Annotated in this window: 13 protein-coding genes and 2 tRNA genes; 5 read left to right on the top strand and 10 right to left on the bottom strand. The window is 66.1% G+C overall.

Going from position 1 to position 19,166, the window contains the following annotated elements:
- Positions 1 to 403: 403 nt before the first annotated feature.
- The 4 genes from IP68_RS07885 to IP68_RS07900 form a co-directional block, all read right to left on the bottom strand.
- Positions 404 to 1,840 (bottom strand): efflux transporter outer membrane subunit, encoded by a 1,437-nt coding sequence (locus IP68_RS07885; protein WP_054134438.1) that lies wholly within the window; start codon positions 1,838 to 1,840, stop codon positions 404 to 406.
- On the bottom strand, positions 1,837 to 5,028 hold the full coding sequence (locus IP68_RS07890) for a multidrug efflux RND transporter permease subunit (RefSeq protein ID WP_054134439.1): 3,192 nt from the start codon (positions 5,026 to 5,028) through the stop codon (positions 1,837 to 1,839). Before IP68_RS07890 ends, IP68_RS07885 begins: the two co-directional genes overlap by 4 nt.
- Before the next feature lie 9 nt (positions 5,029 to 5,037).
- Positions 5,038 to 6,192: an efflux RND transporter periplasmic adaptor subunit gene (locus tag IP68_RS07895; protein WP_054134440.1), complete on the bottom strand. Its 1,155-nt coding sequence runs from the start codon at positions 6,190 to 6,192 to the stop codon at positions 5,038 to 5,040.
- Positions 6,193 to 6,371: 179 nt separating this feature from the next.
- Positions 6,372 to 7,607, bottom strand: coding sequence for an NAD(P)/FAD-dependent oxidoreductase (locus tag IP68_RS07900; RefSeq protein ID WP_054134441.1), 1,236 nt, complete (start codon positions 7,605 to 7,607; stop codon positions 6,372 to 6,374).
- A gap of 200 nt (positions 7,608 to 7,807) precedes the next feature.
- Here IP68_RS07900 and IP68_RS07905 point away from each other — a divergent pair.
- The 3 genes from IP68_RS07905 to IP68_RS07915 all read left to right on the top strand — a co-directional run bounded on the left by IP68_RS07905 (position 7,808) and on the right by IP68_RS07915 (position 10,173).
- Positions 7,808 to 7,884: transfer RNA gene (locus IP68_RS07905), tRNA-Met, on the top strand.
- Between the two features lie 192 nt (positions 7,885 to 8,076).
- Positions 8,077 to 9,507: a tetratricopeptide repeat protein gene (locus IP68_RS07910; protein ID WP_054134442.1), complete on the top strand. Its 1,431-nt coding sequence runs from the start codon at positions 8,077 to 8,079 to the stop codon at positions 9,505 to 9,507.
- 267 nt (positions 9,508 to 9,774) lie between these two features.
- A complete protein-coding gene (locus tag IP68_RS07915) occupies positions 9,775 to 10,173 on the top strand; it encodes a hypothetical protein (protein WP_156317988.1) in 399 nt (132 codons plus the stop codon).
- 13 nt (positions 10,174 to 10,186) lie between these two features.
- Here the strand turns inward: IP68_RS07915 and IP68_RS07920 are convergent, their stop codons facing one another.
- The 3 genes from IP68_RS07920 to IP68_RS07930 form a co-directional block, all read right to left on the bottom strand.
- Positions 10,187 to 11,158 carry an oxidoreductase gene (locus IP68_RS07920; protein ID WP_054134444.1) on the bottom strand — a complete coding sequence of 324 codons (972 nt, stop codon included), beginning with the start codon at positions 11,156 to 11,158 and terminating at the stop codon, positions 10,187 to 10,189.
- A 28-nt stretch (positions 11,159 to 11,186) separates the two neighbouring features.
- The gene (gene ald, locus IP68_RS07925) at positions 11,187 to 12,302 is read right to left on the bottom strand and encodes an alanine dehydrogenase (protein ID WP_054134445.1); all 1,116 of its coding nucleotides are present in this window, start codon (positions 12,300 to 12,302) and stop codon (positions 11,187 to 11,189) included.
- An 84-nt stretch (positions 12,303 to 12,386) separates the two neighbouring features.
- The gene (locus tag IP68_RS07930; protein WP_054134514.1) at positions 12,387 to 13,424 is read right to left on the bottom strand and encodes a peptidylprolyl isomerase; all 1,038 of its coding nucleotides are present in this window, start codon (positions 13,422 to 13,424) and stop codon (positions 12,387 to 12,389) included.
- Between the two features lie 82 nt (positions 13,425 to 13,506).
- Here IP68_RS07930 and IP68_RS07935 point away from each other — a divergent pair, with 82 nt between their 5' ends.
- Together IP68_RS07935 and IP68_RS07940 are read left to right on the top strand one after the other, a co-directional pair.
- Entirely contained in the window at positions 13,507 to 14,142 is a 636-nt protein-coding gene (locus tag IP68_RS07935) for an adenylate/guanylate cyclase domain-containing protein (RefSeq protein ID WP_054134446.1), read from the top strand.
- 90 nt (positions 14,143 to 14,232) lie between these two features.
- A tRNA-Ser gene (locus IP68_RS07940) sits at positions 14,233 to 14,323 on the top strand.
- A 78-nt stretch (positions 14,324 to 14,401) separates the two neighbouring features.
- Here the strand turns inward: IP68_RS07940 and IP68_RS07945 are convergent.
- Genes IP68_RS07945 through IP68_RS07955 form a run of 3 tightly spaced genes read right to left on the bottom strand, consistent with a single transcriptional unit; the run spans position 14,402 to position 19,041 of the window.
- Positions 14,402 to 16,075 carry a caspase family protein gene (locus tag IP68_RS07945; RefSeq protein ID WP_054134447.1) on the bottom strand — a complete coding sequence of 558 codons (1,674 nt, stop codon included), beginning with the start codon at positions 16,073 to 16,075 and terminating at the stop codon, positions 14,402 to 14,404.
- Between the two features lie 3 nt (positions 16,076 to 16,078).
- Positions 16,079 to 17,680, bottom strand: coding sequence for an SUMF1/EgtB/PvdO family nonheme iron enzyme (locus tag IP68_RS07950; protein WP_054134448.1), 1,602 nt, complete (start codon positions 17,678 to 17,680; stop codon positions 16,079 to 16,081).
- The gene (locus IP68_RS07955; RefSeq protein WP_156317989.1) at positions 17,680 to 19,041 is read right to left on the bottom strand and encodes a hypothetical protein; all 1,362 of its coding nucleotides are present in this window, start codon (positions 19,039 to 19,041) and stop codon (positions 17,680 to 17,682) included. The genes IP68_RS07950 and IP68_RS07955 overlap by 1 nt, the downstream gene beginning before the upstream one ends.
- Positions 19,042 to 19,166: the final 125 nt, after the last annotated feature.

Consider the following 19,166-nt stretch of genomic DNA (forward strand, 5'->3'; position numbering starts at 1 on the left):
GACAAGCCGCGCGGACCGCGCAGCGATGGTCCGCGCAGCGATGGCCCGCGTTCGGGTGGACCCGGCGGCGGCAAGTCCTTCGCCCCGCGCGGCGACAGCCGTCCACGTCCCGAAGGCAAGCCCCGCTTTGATGCCAAGCCCCGTGCAGGTGGCCCCGGCAAGCGCCCCAAGGGCTGAGCCTATCCTGGAATAGAATTCGCCTGCCTTGCCCTTCGCGCTCTCAGCGAGGCGAGGCAGGCGGCCATTCCCAGCGTTTTCATAGCCTCGTCATTCCCGCGAACGCGGGAATCCCGCTTTTGCGCGACTGCGGAAGATGAGCGGGCCCCCCGCGTGCGCGGGCGTGACGATCGACTGAGCGTTTGCTTTGCTGAAGGCTGCAACTTGGCTTCCGCCTGGCACCACCTTACGGCGCTGTAATCGCCTCGCCGCCCAGCGCGCGGTACAGCGTCACCCGGTTGCTCGCTTCCACCAGCCGCGTCGTCAGCAGCGTGCGCTCTGCGGTGTAGAGCGAGCGTTGCGCATCGAGGCTGGTGAGGAACGAGTCCAGCCCGCCGCGATAGCGCATGTCGGTCAGCCGGTAGTTGTCCTCCGCCGCCTCGATAAAGGCGCGGGTGGCGCGGAGCTGTTCGGTGATCGTGCCGCGGCGCGCCAGCGCATCGGCGACATCGCGGAATGCCGCCTGGATCGCGCCTTCATAGCCTGCCACCGCCGCATCGCGCTGCGCCTGGGTCTGCGCCACGCCGGCCTGCGCGGCGCCGCCGGCGAACAGCGAATAGCGCACATTGGCGCCTGCCGAATAATTGAACGCCGCGCCGGTGAACAGCGTCGACAACGCGTTGCTGGCAAGCCCTGCAAGCCCCGTCAGCGTGATCCGCGGGAAGAGCGCTGCGCGCGCCGCGCCGATCTCGGCATTGGCGGCGCGCAGCTCATACTCCGCCTGCATCACATCGGGGCGGCGCAGCAGGATGGTGGAATCGAGCCCGGCGGGCAAAGTCTTCACCGCCTCGCCCGCATCGGCGAGCGATCGCGGCAGCAGCGCCTCGTCGACCGGGGCCCCCACCAGCAGCTGCAAGGCGTTGACATCCTGCGCCAGCGCGGTGGTCTGTGCGGCGATATCGGCCTCGGCGGTCGCGAGGATCTGCTCGGCCTGGCGCAGATCGGTGCGCGGCGCGATGCCGCCATCGAGCCGCAGCCGGGTCAGCTTCACACGCTCGCGCGCGTTCGCGGCGGTGTCCTCGGCCAGCTTGAGCAAAGAGCGGTCGGTGGCATAGGTCAGCCAGGCATCGGCGATATCGCCGATCAGCGTCAGCCGCGTGGCGCGCGCCGCCGCCTCGGTGCCGAAATAGCGGTTGAGCGCGGCATCGGACAGCGATTGCAGCCGCCCGAACAGGTCCAGCTCGAATGCGGTGGTGCTGACATCGGCGGTATAACGCACCCCTGCGGTCGAGCGACTCGCGGTCGGGCTGTTGCCGATGTCGACATCCTGGTTGCGGTTCTGGTTGGCGGTGCCGTTGTCGAACTGCGTGCGACCCGCCGCCACCCCGATCTGCGGAAGCTGAGAGGCCCGCTGGATTCGGAACTGCGCACGCGCGGCCTCGATATTGGCGGCTGCGACGCGCAAGTTGCGGTTGTTGGCCAGCGCCTGATCGATCACTTGCGCCAGCCGGGGATCGACGAACACTTCGCGATAGGACAATACCGGCAGAGACGCCTCGCTCTGCGCCAGATAGGCATCGCCCACCGGCCAGGATTGCGGCACCGGCAGCTCTGGCTGGACATATTTGGGCGCCATCGAGCAGCCCGAAAGCAACGCGATCGCGATCAGTGCAGCGCCCCTCATACCGCGCCCTCGCTCGTTTTGGGTTCGCCGATGTGCAGCTTCTTCAAGGTATCGCGCGTGGTGCGGCGGACCAGCACGAAGAACAGCGGGATGAAGAAGATCGCCAGCACCGTCGCGGTCAGCATGCCCCCGATCACCGACGTCCCGATGGCGATGCGGCTGTTGGCCCCTGCTCCGCTGGACAGAGCCAGCGGCAGCACGCCGAAGATGAAGGCAAGGCTGGTCATCAGGATCGGTCGCAACCGCAGCCGCGCCGCTTCCAGCGCCGCATCGATCACGCGGCTCCCACGCTTTTCCGCCTGTTCGGCGAACTCGATCACCAGAATGGCGTTCTTCGCCGCCAGCCCCATGGTGGTGAGCAGCCCGATCTGCAGATATACGTCGTTCTCCAGCCCGCGCAGCGTCACCGCGAATACCGCGCCGACCAGCCCCAGCGGGATGACAAGCATCACCGCAACGGGAATTGTCCAGCTTTCGTACAGCGCAGCCAGGCACAGGAAGACAACCAGCAGCGAGAGGCCGTAAAGCAATGGCGCCTGTCCTGAGGACAGCCGTTCCTGAAACGACAGGCCAGACCAGGCGACGCCGACCCCGGGAATCTCTTTCGCAAGCTCCTCGATCCGGTCCATCGCAGCGCCCGAGCTTTCGCCCGGCGCGGCCTGGCCTTCGAACTGGAAGCTGGGATAGCCCTGGAAGCGCGACAGCGTGGTCGGCGTGGTCGCCCAGCTGGTGCGGGCAAAGGCAGAGAACGGCGCCATCTGGCCCTGCGCGCCGCGCACGAACCAGGCATTGAGATCATCGGGCGTCGCGCGATAGGGCGCGTCGCCCTGCACGAACACGCGCTTGACCCGGCCGCGATCGATGAAGTCGTTGACATACTGCCCGCCCCAGGCGGCCGACAGCGTGGTGTTCACATCCTGCTGGTTGAGCCCTAGGGCCGCCAGCTTGGGCTGATCGATGTTGACCTGCAGCGTCGCGACATCGGGCAGCTCGCCCAGCCGGACGCCGGCCAGAACCGGGTCGCCTTCCGCCAGCTCGAGCAATTTGTCGCGCGCGGCGGTAAACTCTTCGCGAGTCATGCCGCTGGTGTTCTGCAACTGTAGGCTGAAGCCGTTGGTCTGCCCAAGGCCGCGAATGGCGGCGGGGACAAGCGCGTTGACCTGCGCATCGCGGAACTGCGAAAATGCCTTTCCGGCGCGCTCGACAATTCCGTCGGCTGAGTTTTCCGCGCCCTCGCGCTCGGACCAGTCGACGAAGTTGACGAAGCCCTGGCCGGTGTTCTGTCCCGCCGCGCCTTGCCCGCCACCGGCAACGATGAACATCACCGCGATGTTGTCGCGTTCCTTTTCCAGCATGTACTTCTCGATCGCCAGCTGCACCTCGCGGGTGCGACCCTGGGTGGCACCGGCGGGCAGGCGGAACTGCACGCGCGCAGAGCCCTGGTCCTCGGTCGGCAGGAAGCTGGTGGGCAGCCGCACGAACAGCACCGCGAGCAGGACCAGGACGATCGCATAGATCGCAAGGAACAGCCATTTGCGGTCCACCACCTTCTCGACCGCAGCGACATAGCGGTCGGTACCGCGCGCAAAGCCGTGGTTGAACCAGTGCTGCGCCTTGTCGACGCGCCGCGCGCCAGCTGGCCAGCGGCGTTCGAGCCAGCTTTGCCGCTCGTGCCCGTCGATCTGCTTCTGCCGCAACAGGCTGGCGGTCAGCGCCGGGCTGAGGATCAGCGCGACCAGCGCCGAGAGGACCATCGCCGAGACGATGGTGATCGAGAACTGGCGGTAGATCACCCCGGTCGATCCGCCGAAGAACGCCATCGGCAGGAACACCGCAGAGAGCACAACCGCAATGGCGACCAGCGCGACCTGGATTTCGGCCATCGACTTGATCGTGGCTTCCTTGGGGGTGAGCTCGGGGTCTTCCTCCATCAACCGCTCGACGTTCTCGACGACCACGATGGCATCATCGACCAGCAGGCCGATGGCCAGCACCAGCCCGAACAGGGTGAGCGTGTTGATCGAGAAATCGAACAGATAGAAGATCGCGAACGTGCCCAGCAGCACCACCGGAACCGCGATGGTGGGGATCAGCGTCGCGCGCCAGCTCTGCAGGAACACGAACATCACGATGACGACCAGGATGATCGCCTCGATCAGCGTCTGGACGACCTCGTCGATCGACAGCCGGATGAACGCGGTGGTATCGTTGGCATAGGCGACCTTGTAGCCGGGCGGGAAGTTCGCCTCGGCCTCGCTGACCGCCTGCTTGACCAGATCTGCGGTTGCCAGCGCGTCGGCGCCCGGCGCGGACGACACCGCAAGACCTGCCCCCGGATGGCCGTTGATCCGGCTGGATGCAGAGTAATTCTCTGCCCCCAACTCCACCCGGGCGACATCGGACAGGCGGACGATCGCGCCGCTCTGTTCGGACTTGAGAATGATCGCCTTGAACTCGTCGACGGTGCGCAGCCGCGATTGCGAGGTTACCGTGGCGTTGAGCTGGTTGGTATCGGGCTGCGGCAGGCCACCCACCTCGCCTGCGGCCACTTCGGTGTTCTGGTTACGGATCGCGGTGATCACGTCACCCGGCATCAAACCGACCGAAGCCAGCCGGTCCGGGTCCATCCAGATGCGCATCGCATATTGCGAGCCGAACACGTTGGTCTCGCCGACCCCCTCGATCCGCGCGAGCTGATCCTGCAGGTTGGAGACGAGAAAGTCGGAGACGTCGATATTGGTGCTGCGGTCGGTCTCGTCGTAGACGCCGACGATCAGCAGGAAATCGGGGTTGGACTTGGTAACGCGCAGCCCCTGCTGCTGCACCTGCTGCGGCAGGCGGGCCAGCGCCTGCTGGACCTGGTTCTGCACCTGGACCTGGGCGATATCGGGATCGGTGCCCTTTTCGAACGTCGCGCTGATCGTCACCTGCCCGCGCGAGCTCGAGCTGGAATTGAAATAGAGCAGCCCATCGATCCCGGTGAGCTGCTGCTCGATGATCTGGGTGACGCTGTTCTCCAGCGTGTCCGCCGATGCTCCGGGGAAGGTCGCGCGGATGTTGACCTGTGGCGGCGCGACATCGGGATATTGTTCGATCGGCAGCAGATAGATCGCCCCGACCCCGGCCAGCATGGTGATGATCGCCAGCACCCAGGCAAAGATCGGCCGCTCGATGAATATCCGTGACATGCGCCGGCCTCAGCCGCGCTTCGGCGGGGGCGGCGGTGCAATCACCTGCGGCTTGCTGGCCGGAACCGGGCGGACCGGCGCGCCGGGCCTGACCTTGGCCAGTCCCTGGACGATCACCTTGTCGCCCGGCTTCAGTCCCTTGGTGACCACCCAGTCGGTGCCCACGGCCCTGTCTGCGGTCACCTGGCGTTCGGTCGCGCGGTTCTGCGCGTCGATCACGAAGACCGCCGCCTGGCCGCGGGCATTGCGGCTGAGCCCGGCCTGCGGCACCAGAATGGCGCTGGTGTTGATCGCCTGGTCGAAGCGGGCGCGGACGAACATGCCGGGCAACAGCAGCCCCTGGGGATTGGCAAAGCGCGCGCGTAGCGTGACCGTACCGGTCGCGGCGTTGACCATCACTTCGGAGAATTGCACCACACCGCGCGGCCCGTAGTCGCTGCCGTCTTCCAGCACCAGCGACACCTCTGCACTCGCTGGCGCAGCCCCGCCCTGCGCGAGCGAGCGGCGCAGCGTCAGCAGTTCCGCGCTCGATTGCTGGATGTCCACGAACACGGGATCGACCCCCTGGATCACCGCCAGCGGCTCGGCCTGGTTGCCGGTGACCAGCGCGCCCACGGTGAACAGCGAACGCCCGATGCGCCCGGTGATCGGCGCAGGAACGCGGGTGAACTGCAGGTTCACGTCAGCGGTCTGCAACTGCGCGCGGCTTTGCTGCACCGCTGCGGCGGCCTGACGCGCAGCGGCGGCGGCATCGACATAATCCTGCAGCGCCACCGCCTGCGCCTCGGCTAGCGGCTTCAGCCGCTCGGCCCGGATGCGGGTTGCCTCGGCATTGGCCATCGCGCTGTTGAGGTTGGCGTTCGCCTCTGCGGTCGCCGCGCGATACAGCCTCGGATCGATTTCGTAGAGCGTCTGCCCTGCCCGCACCACAGCGCCTTCGGCGAAGAACCTGCGGCGGATGATGCCAGTGACCTGCGGGCGAACCTCGGACATCTCGAAAGCAGCGATCCGCCCGGCTAGCTCGACCGAAACGGGCACGGGGCTCGCCCGGACGACAACGAAGCCGACTTCGGGCACAGGCCGTTCGCCGCTCTTGTCGTCCTCTGCGCTAGAGCATCCGGCAAGCGCGAGCGCCGCCAGCCCTGCCAGGGCGACGTGCTTCACGATCGTTCGTGTTGGTCGAACGGATAAGGAAATGACAGACTCGAAGAAACTGGGGACACCGTATACGATTATGGCGCGGTATTAGAAGGTTAACCCCTGACGGGGCAAGTTTGTTTCATCCCCGGCAACAAAATTTCGCGATGGACCGACACCATGGTCCGCACCGGCACTCCGGCCAATCAGGCGTGACTGACTTCCTTGATCGGGATAGCCGGATTGGCCAGTTCCGTCAGATCGAGCGGCACGCCTTCGAGCACCGCCTTGCGGCCCTGGACATAGTCCTTGGTGGCATTGACGCAGTCGAGCGCGATCACCTTGCCGCCGCGCAGGTAGATCACCGAGAAGCTTCGGCTGGCAGGATCGCCGCGCACCAGTTCCTGATCGTAATCGAGCGACAGGCCGACGGTCTGCAGCCTGAGGTCATACTGGTTGGACCAGAACCACGGTACCGCCTGATAGGGCTCGGCCGTGCCCATGATGTGGCTTGCGGCGACCTTGGCCTGGTCGTTGGCATTCTGCACCGATTCCAGCCGGATCACCCGGTCGTTGGCAAAGGCGTTGGCGTGCGCGGCGCAATCGCCGATGGCATAGACATCGGGAAGGCTGGTGCGGCAGAACTCGTCGACATCGACCCCGTTGCCGCCCGCTGCCCCGGCTGCGATCAGCGGCCCGGTCTGCGCGATGATGCCGATACCGACGATCACCATGTCCGCCGCGATCCGCTCGCCATTGCCGCAGCGCACCGCGACGGCATGCCCCGCCTCGTCGGTCTCGATGTGATCGACGGTGTAGCCGGTGCGCAGATCCACACCGTGGTCGCGGTGTTCCTTTTCGAAGAATGCCGACAGCGACGGGCCGGCAACCCGCGAGAGCACCCGGTCCAGCGCCTCGATCAGCGTGACCTGCTTGCCAAGCTTGCGCATTACCGCGGCCGCTTCCAGCCCGATATAGCCGCCGCCGATGATCGCGACGCTCTGCGTGTTGTCGAGCCGCGCTATGATCTTGTCGACATCGGCGCGGGTGCGCACGGCAAAGACGTTGCTGGCATTGCTGCCCTGGCAATCCATCATCCGGGGCGTGCCACCGGTTGCCCAGATCAGCTGGCCATAGCCGGTCTGCGTGCCGCCACTGGTGGTCAGCAACTTGGCGACCGGATCGACCGCGGTCACCCGCTTGCCGAGCTGCAGGTCAACCTGCCGCTCGCTCCAGAAGGTTTCGGGACGCAGCAGGATTCGCTCGAACGGCTTGTCGCCGGCGAGATATTCCTTGGACAGCGGCGGGCGCTCATAAGGGGGGAACTGCTCCTCGCCGATCAGCGCGATCGAGCCTGCGAACCCCATCTGGCGCAGGCAGATCGCCGCCTGTGCGCCCGCGTGTCCTGCTCCGACGATGGCAATGTCATAGCTGTCCTGCACCGCATCCCTCTCCTGCTCGATAGCCCTTCGGCAACCGTGATCCTGCGCGCCATGTGCCGGTTGACGCTGCGGAAAACAAGCCTGCTCATCATGGCGCAATCCAATAGCGGTGTTGAGGCGCATTTTGGTTTGACCATCGCGCAAGTGCCAACTATAGCGCGCGGCCTGCCCCGGCTGAATAACGCCGGGCGCGCCGGGATGGCGGAGTAGCTCAGCTGGTTAGAGCGGCGGAATCATAATCCGTAGGTCGGGGGTTCAAGTCCCTCCTCCGCTACCATCCCGGACACAATCGGCGCCGGAAATTTTTTCTTTGCCCCCGCCGAGATTTTAAGCGGCCATGATCCGCTTGGTTTTCAGCATTTTAGATAGACTCCATCGGCAGATTGCCGATAATGTCGGCGTGCGTTCCGGCGGCTATTGTGCGTGTCCGGGCTGCTGAGCGCGCGCTTAGGCATCTGTGAGACCAGTGGTGAACCAGCCGGAATCCCCCGATCGCAGACTGGATGGCTGGAAGTCTATCGCCGGATATTTCCGCCGTGACCGGACGACCGTAATGCGCTGGGCGCGCGAGCGTGACCTGCCCGTCCACCGCCTGCCCGGCGGAAAACAGGGATCCGTTTTCGCCTATGAGCGCGAGCTTGCCACCTGGGCTCGCCGCGCCGAGCAGGACGACCTAGCTAACGCGCCGGCAGCGCCCGAGCCCGAAGCTCCGCTGCCCGCCAGCAGCGCACCGCCACCGTCCGCGCCTCAGACGCAATCGCTCGGGACGGATGCACCGTCGCAATCGTCCCGGCGCTGGCTGTGGCCTTCCCTCGGCGCGGTGGCGCTGGCTGGCGTGCTTGCAGTGTCGCTGCCGATGCTTGGCGGGGCGCAGTCGCCCGGCGAACCGCGCAGCGAACAGATCGTCCCCCTGCCCCGCGACCCCAAGGTGGCCAGCGACTATGTCGCCGCGCGTGATCTGTGGGCTCGCCGCACGCCCGCCGCGCTCAGCCGGGCGATCGGGCTGTATGAGCGCGTGATCGCCGCGGATCCCGAATTCGCGCCCGCTTATGCAGGCCTTGCCGAGGCATGGCTGATCACGCGCGAATACGGCGCGGCGACCGAGAGCCGGGCCTATAGCGCGGCGAAATCCGCCGTCGAACAGGCGCTGAAGCTCGACAGCCGCCTGCCAGCCGCACACCGTGCCAATGGCTTCATCCAGTACTGGTGGAGCTATGACGCCCAGCGCGCAGTGAATTCGTTCCAGCGCGCGCTGACGCTCGACCCGCACGATGGCCTGAGCCATTTCTGGTACGCCAACGTTCTGGCCGATCTGGGCCAGGATACGGCGGCGCAGCGCGAGTATGATACCGCGCAGCTGCTGTTGCCGGGCACTCCGGCGATCGCGATCGAACGCGCGTGCGCGCACTGGCAGGCGGGAAGAGACCGTCGTGCGCTGATGGAACTCAACCAGCTCAAGGCGCAATATCCCGACGATGCGACGATCCGCAACTGCCTGGCCTGGGCGCATATCTCGCGCGGCGACATCCGCGCTTATGCCCGTGAATTCGGCGAGCTGGCCAGGCTGCGCAAGGTGCCCGAGCTGCTCGCGCTTGCACAGAAACTGGATACGGCGGTCGTCCGCAATCCGGCGACAGCGCATCTGGTGCTGGTGGCCGATGCCCAGCGCGAATTTGCCGCAGGCGAGCGCAAGACGCGGATGACCCCCGCCTTCCAGGCCTCCAGCATGGGCGACCGCGAGACATTGGTCGCGCTGCTGCGCCAGGCAGCGATGCTGGGCGAACGCTGGTATTCGGCGACGCTGAACAAGCGCATCGCCCAGCAGTGGCAGGGCGATGCCGAGGTGCAGGCGCTGCTCAACAAGGTGGTGATCGCCACCCCCAAGGTGCGGCTGACCTGATCGAGTAACGCCTGCGTCACCTGCATACTCCGCGATTTTCACCGCTTCGCAACAATTTGCTACAGCCTAGTTTCGCCCCGTTTGCGCTAGCAGGATCATGGTCTGATCGGCGGGACCGGGGGTATTCGTCGACCCAACTGGCTGCTGGCCATCTTTCGTGCCCCGGCCCCGGCGATCAGGCCACCCTTGTCACCCGGCCACAGCATCGGGCCGATCGATCGGGGTGTTTGGGTCTTGCCATCGGCAGGACGGCCTTCGGGGGACTCCATGCGGCGAGTGGCGATAGGTCTGGCGCTGTTCCTGACCAGCGTGCTGGGTGCATGGGTCGTGCTCGGCTGGCCCGCCCAGGCGCAGATGCTGTCCTTCCGCTCGGCCGATCACGGCACTCCCCCAGGCAAGCGGACCCGCGTCCAGGCCGATCTCGCGAGGAACATCGAAAGCTGGCACGGCACCCGCGCCTGCAACGCGCAAGGCCGCGCGCGGCTGGCGCTCAAACCTGCGGTCGCGCGCTGGCTGGGCGGGCAGACGGTGGCGCAACCCCGCAAGCGGCTGGCGCAATGGGGGTATCACTCGGGCGATATCTGGGTCGAGCAGCGCGTGGTCGATGGCAAGCCCAGCTGCACGGCCGGGTTTCGCAAGCTCATCGCGTTTGCGGATTTCCGCTAGGGCAGTTTGCGGCTCAGGCGTGGGCGAGCAACCGGCCGCTCAGGTCCCACAGCCGCTTGGCACTGTCGCTGTCCACCGCGTGCGGCTCGACAAAGCGATAGCGGACGGGCTCGCCGCTGGAGACTGCCGCGATGTTGCAATCCTCGCAATAGACCCCGCCCTTGCCGTGTAGCAGCGGGCTGGTGGCGGCCCACAGCGTGGTGGTGCAGCCCTGCGCGGGTGTCTTGAACATGGCGCGGGCACCCTCGGCAATCTCGCCCTGCTCGTTCAGCCAGCCCAATGCGACCATTTCCTCGGTCGGCAGATGCCGCTGCAACGGGGTCATGATGCCGCCGGGGTGGACGGCAAACGCCATACCGCCGCTTTCGGCCAGCCGCGCATTCAGCGCGACCGCGAACAGCGCATTGGCGGTCTTGGACTGGCCATAAGCCTTCCATTTGTCGTAGCTGCCATCGCTCCAGTTGGGGTCGTCCCAGCGGATGTCGGAAAGCTTGTGCCCGGTCGATGACAGCGCCACCACGCGGCATTCACCGCTACGCTCAAGCAGCGGCAGCAGAACGTCGGCCAGCGCGAAATGGCCCATATGATTGGTACCGAACTGCATCTCCCAGCCCGGCCCCACCCGTGTTTCCGGGCACGCCATGACACCTGCGTTGTTGATCAGCAGGTCGAGCCGCGTGACCTTCTCGGCATAGCCCTGCCCAAAACGCCGCACCGATGCGACATCGGCAAGGTCCATCAGCGCGATGCGGATGTCGCCCTTGATGCCGTCCAGCGCGGCGTGCGCCTTGGCACTATCGCGCGCAGGCACGGTGACCGATGCGCCCGCTGCCGCCAGCGCGCGCACCGTTTCCAGCCCGATGCCCGAATAGCCCCCGGTGACGATCGCATTCCTGCCTGTCAGATCGATCCCGGCGAGCACCTCATGCGGTTCGCTGTGGCGACCGAAAGGCGAATCGACGGGGGTCTGATGGGCTGCGATCATGAAGCTCTCCTGCTGCGCTGTGGGCGCCTCAGGCGAGCGCCTCTTCCATCGGACAATAGTCGTAGCCAAGGTCATCCGCCACCGCCTTGTATGTGACCCGGCCGTTCCACACGTTCAGGCCCGCGGCCAGATGTGCGTCAGAGCGCAGCGCGTCCTTCCAGCCCTTGTCGGCCATGCGCAGCATATGCGGCAGCGTAACATTGTTGAGCGCATAGGTGCTGGTGCGCGCAACCGCGCCGGGCATGTTGGCGACACAGTAATGCACGATGCCATCGACGATATAGGTCGGCTCGGCATGCGTCGTCGCGTGGCTGGTTTCGAAGCAGCCGCCCTGGTCGATCGCGACATCGACCAGCACCGCGCCCGGACGCATCGTGGAAAGCATCTCGCGCGTCACCAGCTTGGGCGCGGCAGCGCCGGGGATCAGCACAGCGCCGATCACCAGATCGGCGGCCGCGACGCATTCGGCGACATTGGCGGCGTTGGCAAAGCGCGTCTTGGCACGCGATTCGAAATAATAGCCCAGCCGCTCGAGCACCTCGGGGTTGCGATCGAGGATGGTAACGTCGGCGCCAAGGCCTGCCGCCATCTGCGCGGCGTTGAAACCGACGACGCCGCCGCCGATCACGCAGACCTTGCCGGGCGCCACGCCCGGAACGCCGCCGAGCAGGATGCCGCGTCCGCCGTGCGCCTTTTCGAGCGCGGTCGCACCCGCCTGGATCGACATGCGCCCTGCGACCTGGCTCATGGGCTTGAGCAGCGGCAAACCGCCGCTGGCATCGGTGACGGTTTCATAGGCGATGCACACCGCCTTGGAAGCGACCAGATCCTTGGTCTGCTCAGGGTCGGGCGCAAGGTGCAGATAGGTGAACAGGATCTGGCCTTCGCGCAGCATCGCACGCTCGACCGACTGCGGTTCCTTGACCTTTACCACCATCTCGCACTCGGCGAAGATTTCGGCCGCGGTGTCGATCAGCTTGGCGCCAGCGCGCAGATAGTCGTTGTCGCTCTCGCCGATGCCCAGGCCTGCGCCCTTCTGCACCCAGACCTCATGGCCGTGCTGCACCAGTTCGCGGGCGCTCTCGGGCGTCAGGCCGACGCGGTATTCGTGGTTCTTGATTTCCTTGACGGTTCCGACGCGCATGACAGACTTCTCCTGCTGGATGTTTTGCCCATGGCTTACCTGCACCGCCTTCCCTGTGCGACATCATTTTGTTACTTTATTACATTATTGCGTAATTTTCCGAATTGGCACTGGAATGTTGCAAATATCCGCACCGCCTGCGGGGATGTTGAAAAACGCGTCCTTGCGGTTGGACCGCGCGTGCGCGTAACGGACGAATGATTCGCTGGTACTGTCGAGGTATTCGAGCCTGGGGCGCTGCGCTTCCGGTAAGTCCGACGCCAGGCGAGCCGACACAATAGGCGTGCGTTCTGCGGGCGTTTCGTAGAAGCCCAATTCGCCCGTACCGCGCGGCAGGCTGGACAGATGCTCGATGCCTTCGACCACCCGGCCCACAAGCGCAATATTGCGGTCGAGGTGGCGTGGCGCATGGCCGATCACCGTGTAGAGCTCTGCTCCACTGCCGGTGTCGGGCGACAGGTTGCGCCCGACACCGACCATGCCATAGCAATGCACTGGCCACACATTTTCATCGTTTCCGGCAATCGGCCAACCACGGAAGAAATCCAGCGTCTTGGCGTATGTGTCAGGCCCGGCCCAAGGGCGACCATCGTCCTGCGATACTTCCTCGCCAATAGCCGTAGCGGAGGCTCCAGCGGCCCCGGCGCTGTCGTCCGCCGACAACCATTCCTTTACGGCTGCATCAAAGGCATCCATCCCGATGACATACCCGCTCTCCGGGACCTGCGCGATCCCGGCAGGCAGCGGCCTCGCCTTGGCCGCGTCCTCGCCGTCGGGATCACCCCATTGCACGACGTAGTTGTCTTGCACCCGCACTATGGCGAGGCCATGCCACCATTTGGCAGCGGCGAGCTTGCGGATGTTGTCGGTCCAGCCGGTGCTGAACGGCGCGGGCATCAGCTGGATAACAACCCGGCGCGGTTTGCCCGCCGCATCGGGGGCAAGCTCCATCACCAGCAGATCCGATGCCGCGATCGCAGTCCAATGCGCAGCCGGCGCGGCTTCGACGATCTCGCCGGGGCTTGGGCTGGCAGGTGGCGGCTCGGCAGCCGCCAACAGCGCCAGCGGGGCCAGTGCAGCGATGGACCTCAGCAAGGCGGAGCGGATTCGGGTCTTTGTCATGGCGGACACGCTATCACGCGCTGACCGCTTGCGAAACCGCGCAAGCCGGTGCAGGTTTTGCAGGGTCGCGGGGGAGAATATCATGGCTGTTCCTGACGAAAACGATGATACCCCGCTGTCGCTGCGCAACAGCCGCGCGACGCTCGACCGGCTGCTCGACGACATGATCGAAACTCCCGACCGGATGGCAACGCTGGCCGAAACCATCGAGCAGGTGTTCTGCGAAACCCGCGCGGTCATGGTGCTCGACATGAGCGGCTTTTCGCGCACCACCCAGCGACACGGGATCGCGGCGTTCCTGCTGATGGTGCACCAGATGAAACGTCTGGCGATGCCCGAGATCGAGGACAAGGGCGGGCTGCTGGTCAAGGCGGAGGCCGACAACCTCTATTGCCTGTTCGATACGACCGATGACGCGGTGCGCGCCGCGCGCGCGATCGTGCGCCAGCTCAAGGCCGCGAACCTGATCCTGCCCGAGGATCGCAGGCTCTATGCCTCGATCGGGATCGGCTATGGCGCGGTGCTCAACATCGATGACGAGGATCTGTTCGGCGACGAGATGAACCTGGCGTGCAAGCTGGGGGAGGACATTGCCGCGCGCAGCGAGATCCTGCTGACCGAAGCGGCAAGGGCGACACTGACACTCAAGACCGTCGAGACCAGGCCCGAACAGCTCAGCATTTCGGGCCTGGCGCTGAACTATCACATGGTGTTGTAAGCCAGCGCGGCACGGCCCCCGCCGCGCCCGCCAAACCACCTCTTGCACTGGTCCGCACTTGCCTTTAGGGGGGCGGCTCCCAGGACAAGCGGAGCGGTGGCCGAGTGGTCGAAGGCGCACGCCTGGAAAGTGTGTATAGGTCAAAAGCCTATCGTGGGTTCGAATCCCACCCGCTCCGCCAGCACCCCCCAGCAGCCCTTGTCAAAAGCCGCTCTGCACCGCCGCCGTCGCGCGCGCCCTGGCTCGCCTGGCGCGGCGTTCAGTTGCCCGTGTAGAGTTCCGCGATCGACAGCGAGGCCTTGCCGCGCCCCTTTTTGAGCTCTGCGCGGATCAGCGCTGCCAGGCCCCCTGCCGCGCGCTGGCCATCGGCGTTGCGCAGGGCAGCGCGCAGCGCTTCGGGAACATCCGGGGTGGCGAGGGCTACAAGGTGATCGACCCCGAACGGCGGCACCACGACCGTCTCCAGCAGCGACTGCTGAAGCGCATCGTCCAGTTGCCCGTCGCCATCCGGGCCCAGCGGATAGAGCAACTGCACCGTGCCGTCCGAGGCGAGGTTGAACACCGTGGCGTAACGCGGCCCGCCGCCGCGCCGGGTGCGGGCCAGCGCCACCGCGATCGGCGCACCCTCGCCATAGAGCGCGTCTGACCCCAGCGGATTCACCGTCAGCCGCATCGCCAGCTCGGACACCAAAGGCCGCAGCGTCAGGATCGCCTGCCATTTGTCCATCACGCCCGCAAAGGCGGCCTGGCTGGCGATGCCGCTGGCCACCACATCGCCCGAGCTGCGCAGCACCTCGCGCGAGCCCAGCAGCCACAGGAAATCGGCCTCGTTGGACGATGCCGCCAGCTGCCAGGCGGCGTCCTGCGGGGCGGTGGCAAGGTCGTCGCCCTGCCCGGCGATCATCACAGAGGGCGCAGGCAGATCGAAGGTCAGCCGGGGAACGGGCACTGCCGCGAACACCGGGCGTTCGGCCCAGCCTGCGGGAAAGAACAACGTGCTTTCCTGCCGCTGCGCGGTGAGCATGCGCACCTGGCTGTTGAGATAGGAGCCGATCTCGACCACCGTGACCAGCCCGTCGCCATCCAGATCCGCCACCGGCGACTGATCGTTGCTGCCCGGCAGGCTGAGCGCCTGTTCCAGCGCATAGGTGAGCACGCCGCGCTGCGGTGCGCCCTCCTGCGGCAGCGCCGCTTCCAGCGCCAGCTGATCGTCGCGCGATGCGCCGATATAGACCAGATTGGGCAGGTCCTCGCGCCTGGGCACCGCAATCTCGCCGGGTACGACGCCCGGCGTCGCGTCCGCCCCGAGCGCACCCAGCCTTGGCCCGGGCCGCGCCACCAGCTCGATCGCGCGGGCTTCGCCGGGGCGGAAGGCGATGCGCGGCGTGAAGGCGAAGGTGCGCGGATCGATGGCGCGGTGCATGGTGCCCGAATGACAGCTGTCGACGACCATCAGGATCGCGACATCCTGCGGCAGATAGCGCTTCATCCACGCATAGAAGTCCTTGTCGACGATGAAGCTTTCCGGATCCTGTCCCACAGGATCGAAGCCCGGCAGCGGCACGAACTGGTCATAGGCGCCATCGGTCTCGTCAGGATTTTGCGCGCGCGCCTGCGCGCCATGACCCGAAAAATAGAACAGCACCCAATCCCCGCTGCGGCTGCGCTGGCCCATGTCATGGATCGCGGTCTCGACGCTGGACCGGGTGACCGCGCCATCGGCGAGCGTCACGATGTCGCTGGCGCCAAGACTGCGCGCGAGCCGCTCCATCGCGGACACGTCATTTGCAGGTCCGGCAAGGTCCGGAATGCTGGCCGACTGATAGCGCGACACGCCCACCAGGATTGCGCGGGTCTCGGCATAGGCGGGTAGCGAGCCGACCCCGGCGACCAGCGCGAGAACCAGACTGCACAGGCGCAAGGCAGCGCGCATGGCTCAGCCGCCCACCCCGGCTTCGTCCGGTTCCAGGTCGCGCGCCACCCGCAGCCCGACATCGTCGCGGCGCTTGGTTGGAGCCACGCCGAAACGGTTGGCAGAGCGCAGCGCCGCAGGAACACTTTCGAACGATCCGCCGCGCACCGCCCGGTTGCGACAGGCCGCATCAAGGCACTGCGAGGTCCATTCCCAGACATTGCCCTGCATCTGGTAGAGACCGAAGCTGTTGGGTGGATAGCCCGACACCGCCTCGGGATAGCCGCGATAGGGCGACGTCGGAGACCCCTGGTAGCGCGCGGTATGATCGTAATTGGCTTCCGAAGGGGTGATGCTGTCGCCCCAGGGAAAGGCGCTGCTGGCCCCTGCCCGGCTGGCATATTCCCATTCGGTATCGCTGGGCAGGCGATAGGCCCGGCCCGACTGGCGCGACAGCCAGCCCAGAAACGAGAGCGCATCGTCATGGCTGATGCTGGTCGCCGGGATCAGCGGGTTGGGGTTGTCCGCCGCCCAGGTCGACAGCTTCGGGCAACCGCCATCCCGCACGCACGCGGTCCATTCGGCCACCGTCAACTCGTACACCCCCATCGCGAAGTCGCGCGCGATCACCGCGGTCTGCTGGGCAGCCTCGTCCTTGCCGCGCCCGGGTTCGGACACCGGCGAACCGATCACCCCCTTGCCCGCCGGGATGATCCGCATCCAGGGGCAGTTCGCGCAGTCATAGAAGCGGTTGCCGCTGCTGGGATCGCACGAGACGAAACACGGCGGCTGGCCCTGCAGGCCATAATCGAAAGTCGGCTTCTGGAAGCTTGCCGCCTTGGCCATGGCGACCCGATCCGACACGCGCTTCATCGCATCGGCAATGTTCTGCTGCGGGCGCCGGATTTCCTCAGCGAGCACCTTGGAGAAGATGCCATTGTCGAACGCGAACTGGTCGGCGCTGGTGGAAAACGCGACGAGATAGCCCTGATCGGGCCGAATGCTGCTTTCGGCAGAGCGGATCACGCGGCGCAGGCCTTTCGATCCGGGGACGAGCGTATCGCCGCCGGTGACCGCATCGCTGGTCGACACTTGCTGGACCGGCAGCGATATCGTGTTGCGGCACATGTCGAGCACGACCAGCACCGTGCGTGCGCCAGAGCCCATCAGGTTGCGGGTGACAGCCGAACGCGACAGCGATCCGCCAGCCGCCAGTCCGACCGGTGAGCCATCGACCGGCACCATCTGGACATCGCCGCCATTGCCGAGCGCGACGCCATGGCCGGAGAAGTACAGCACGCCAAAGGCCTGGGGCCCAGCGGTGGCAAGCGCGGCGCGGAACGCGGCGATCTCCGCCTCCATCTCGGCCGCGCTCAGGTCGCGGCGGGTGCGCACCGCGCCGCCGCCGGGATCGACAAAGCCGGTGCCCGAAAGCGCCGCGGCGATCCGCTCGCCATCGCCGAAGGTCGCCTGCAGCCGGTCGAACCCGCGATAGTTGCCATTGGCGATGACCAGAGCCAGGCGCGGTTCACGCGCCTGGCTCTGTCCGAAGGCATCTGGCGCCGACATCAGCCACGCCCCGAAAGAGGCCAGAGCCAGCGCCAGCAACGGGACGAGCCGCAGCATCAGAAGCGGAAGCCGATGCCCGCGCTGTAGGTGCTGTACCCGCGCGCCTGGATGGTGCTGAAGTTGATCCGGATCAGGTCACGCGTGGCCCGCACCGAATCCTCCCGCCCGCGGATACCGAACGAGATCGTCGCCTCGTGGAAGCTGTCGTTGCGCAGATCGCTGCCGAAGTACTGCGTGAACGCATAGCTTGCGCGCATCGAGCTGCCCCGGCTGAACAACCGCGCCTTGAGCGGCAGGTCATAGGCCACGCCATTGCGCAATGACCAGTTCTTGAGGTCGGGGTTGATGTTCGCCTGCGTCCCCGGCGTGTCCAGCGTCTGGCCATAGCCGACCATGTTGCCGACGATCAGCCGCCCCCGGCCGATCCCGTCGATGACATAGCGGCTGGTGATCGACCCCTGCAGGATGTGCCCGAGCGAGCCGGCATTTTCAGAATAGACCGCGCCATAGCCGATGCGCGGCTCGATCGACCATTTGCGCTCGATCAGCGGGATTTCCAGCCCCAGGCCGATCTGCGCGCTGTAGCTGTCGATGCCGTTGATCCGGGCATAGTTGAACGGCAGGTCGAACTTGAGCAGCGCGCGGTTGCCCTCGAAGATGCGGAAGCTGCGCTGAACGCGGGCATCCACCCGGCCGATGTCGAAACGGCCGGCAGAACCGGTGTTGTAGGTTGCGCCGATCAGCCAGGGATCGTTGGGCGTGTTCGCGCCCTCGGGCTGTGCGTCCTGCTCGACCAGCGAATCGCCATTGGTCAGATCGAGCGCGCTGCGGGTGAGCTGCGCCTGAAGGCTGCCCGGGTTGCCCGCCAGCGGATCTGCGGGCGAAAAGCGCGTGAACGAACGCGCCAGACAGCCGAGCAGCGCTTGCGAGGTCGGCGTGCCTTCATCGTCCACTGCGGCATCGAACGCGTTGAACGCCTGCTGCCGGTTGATCCCGTTGAAGGTGAATGTACACGCCGCACCATTGCGCTGGGTCACCAGCTGACCGGTCGGCGAGACGATCGATACGGTCAGCAGCGCGCTGTTCTGCAGATAGCCTGCAACGGCGGTCGCGCCGCGAATGTCGAACACGCCCGACACCGCGCCCAGCTGGGCATTCTGGAAGCCGACCACGGTGGCGATCACGCTGGGGTCGAGAAAGTCGATGATGTCGTCGATCGTGTCCTGCTCGAAGCGGGCCGACTGGTCGAAGCCGTTGAGCTGGTTGTTGACCCGGATGCCGATGCGGAACGACTTTCTGAGCTCCTGGTAATTGGCGATGTTCGGGACCGGCTGGCCCGCCTGCTGGGCAAAGGCCGAAGTACCGGCGCACAGCACCGCACAGGCAGCGAGCGCGCTGCCGAATTTCAATTTGGACACGTATTCCCCCTTGGAACAGACACCTGATGAGGGGCCGGAACACGGGCGTTGCCTTGCCCCGTCGCAGTCCGGCCACTGAGCCAGCTTGAACCGTTGGCCTCGCGGGGACGCTGTGGCAAATTGTC

It is taken from the genome of Blastomonas sp. AAP25 (assembly GCF_001295965.1).
GTDB lineage: Bacteria > Pseudomonadota > Alphaproteobacteria > Sphingomonadales > Sphingomonadaceae > Blastomonas > Blastomonas fulva.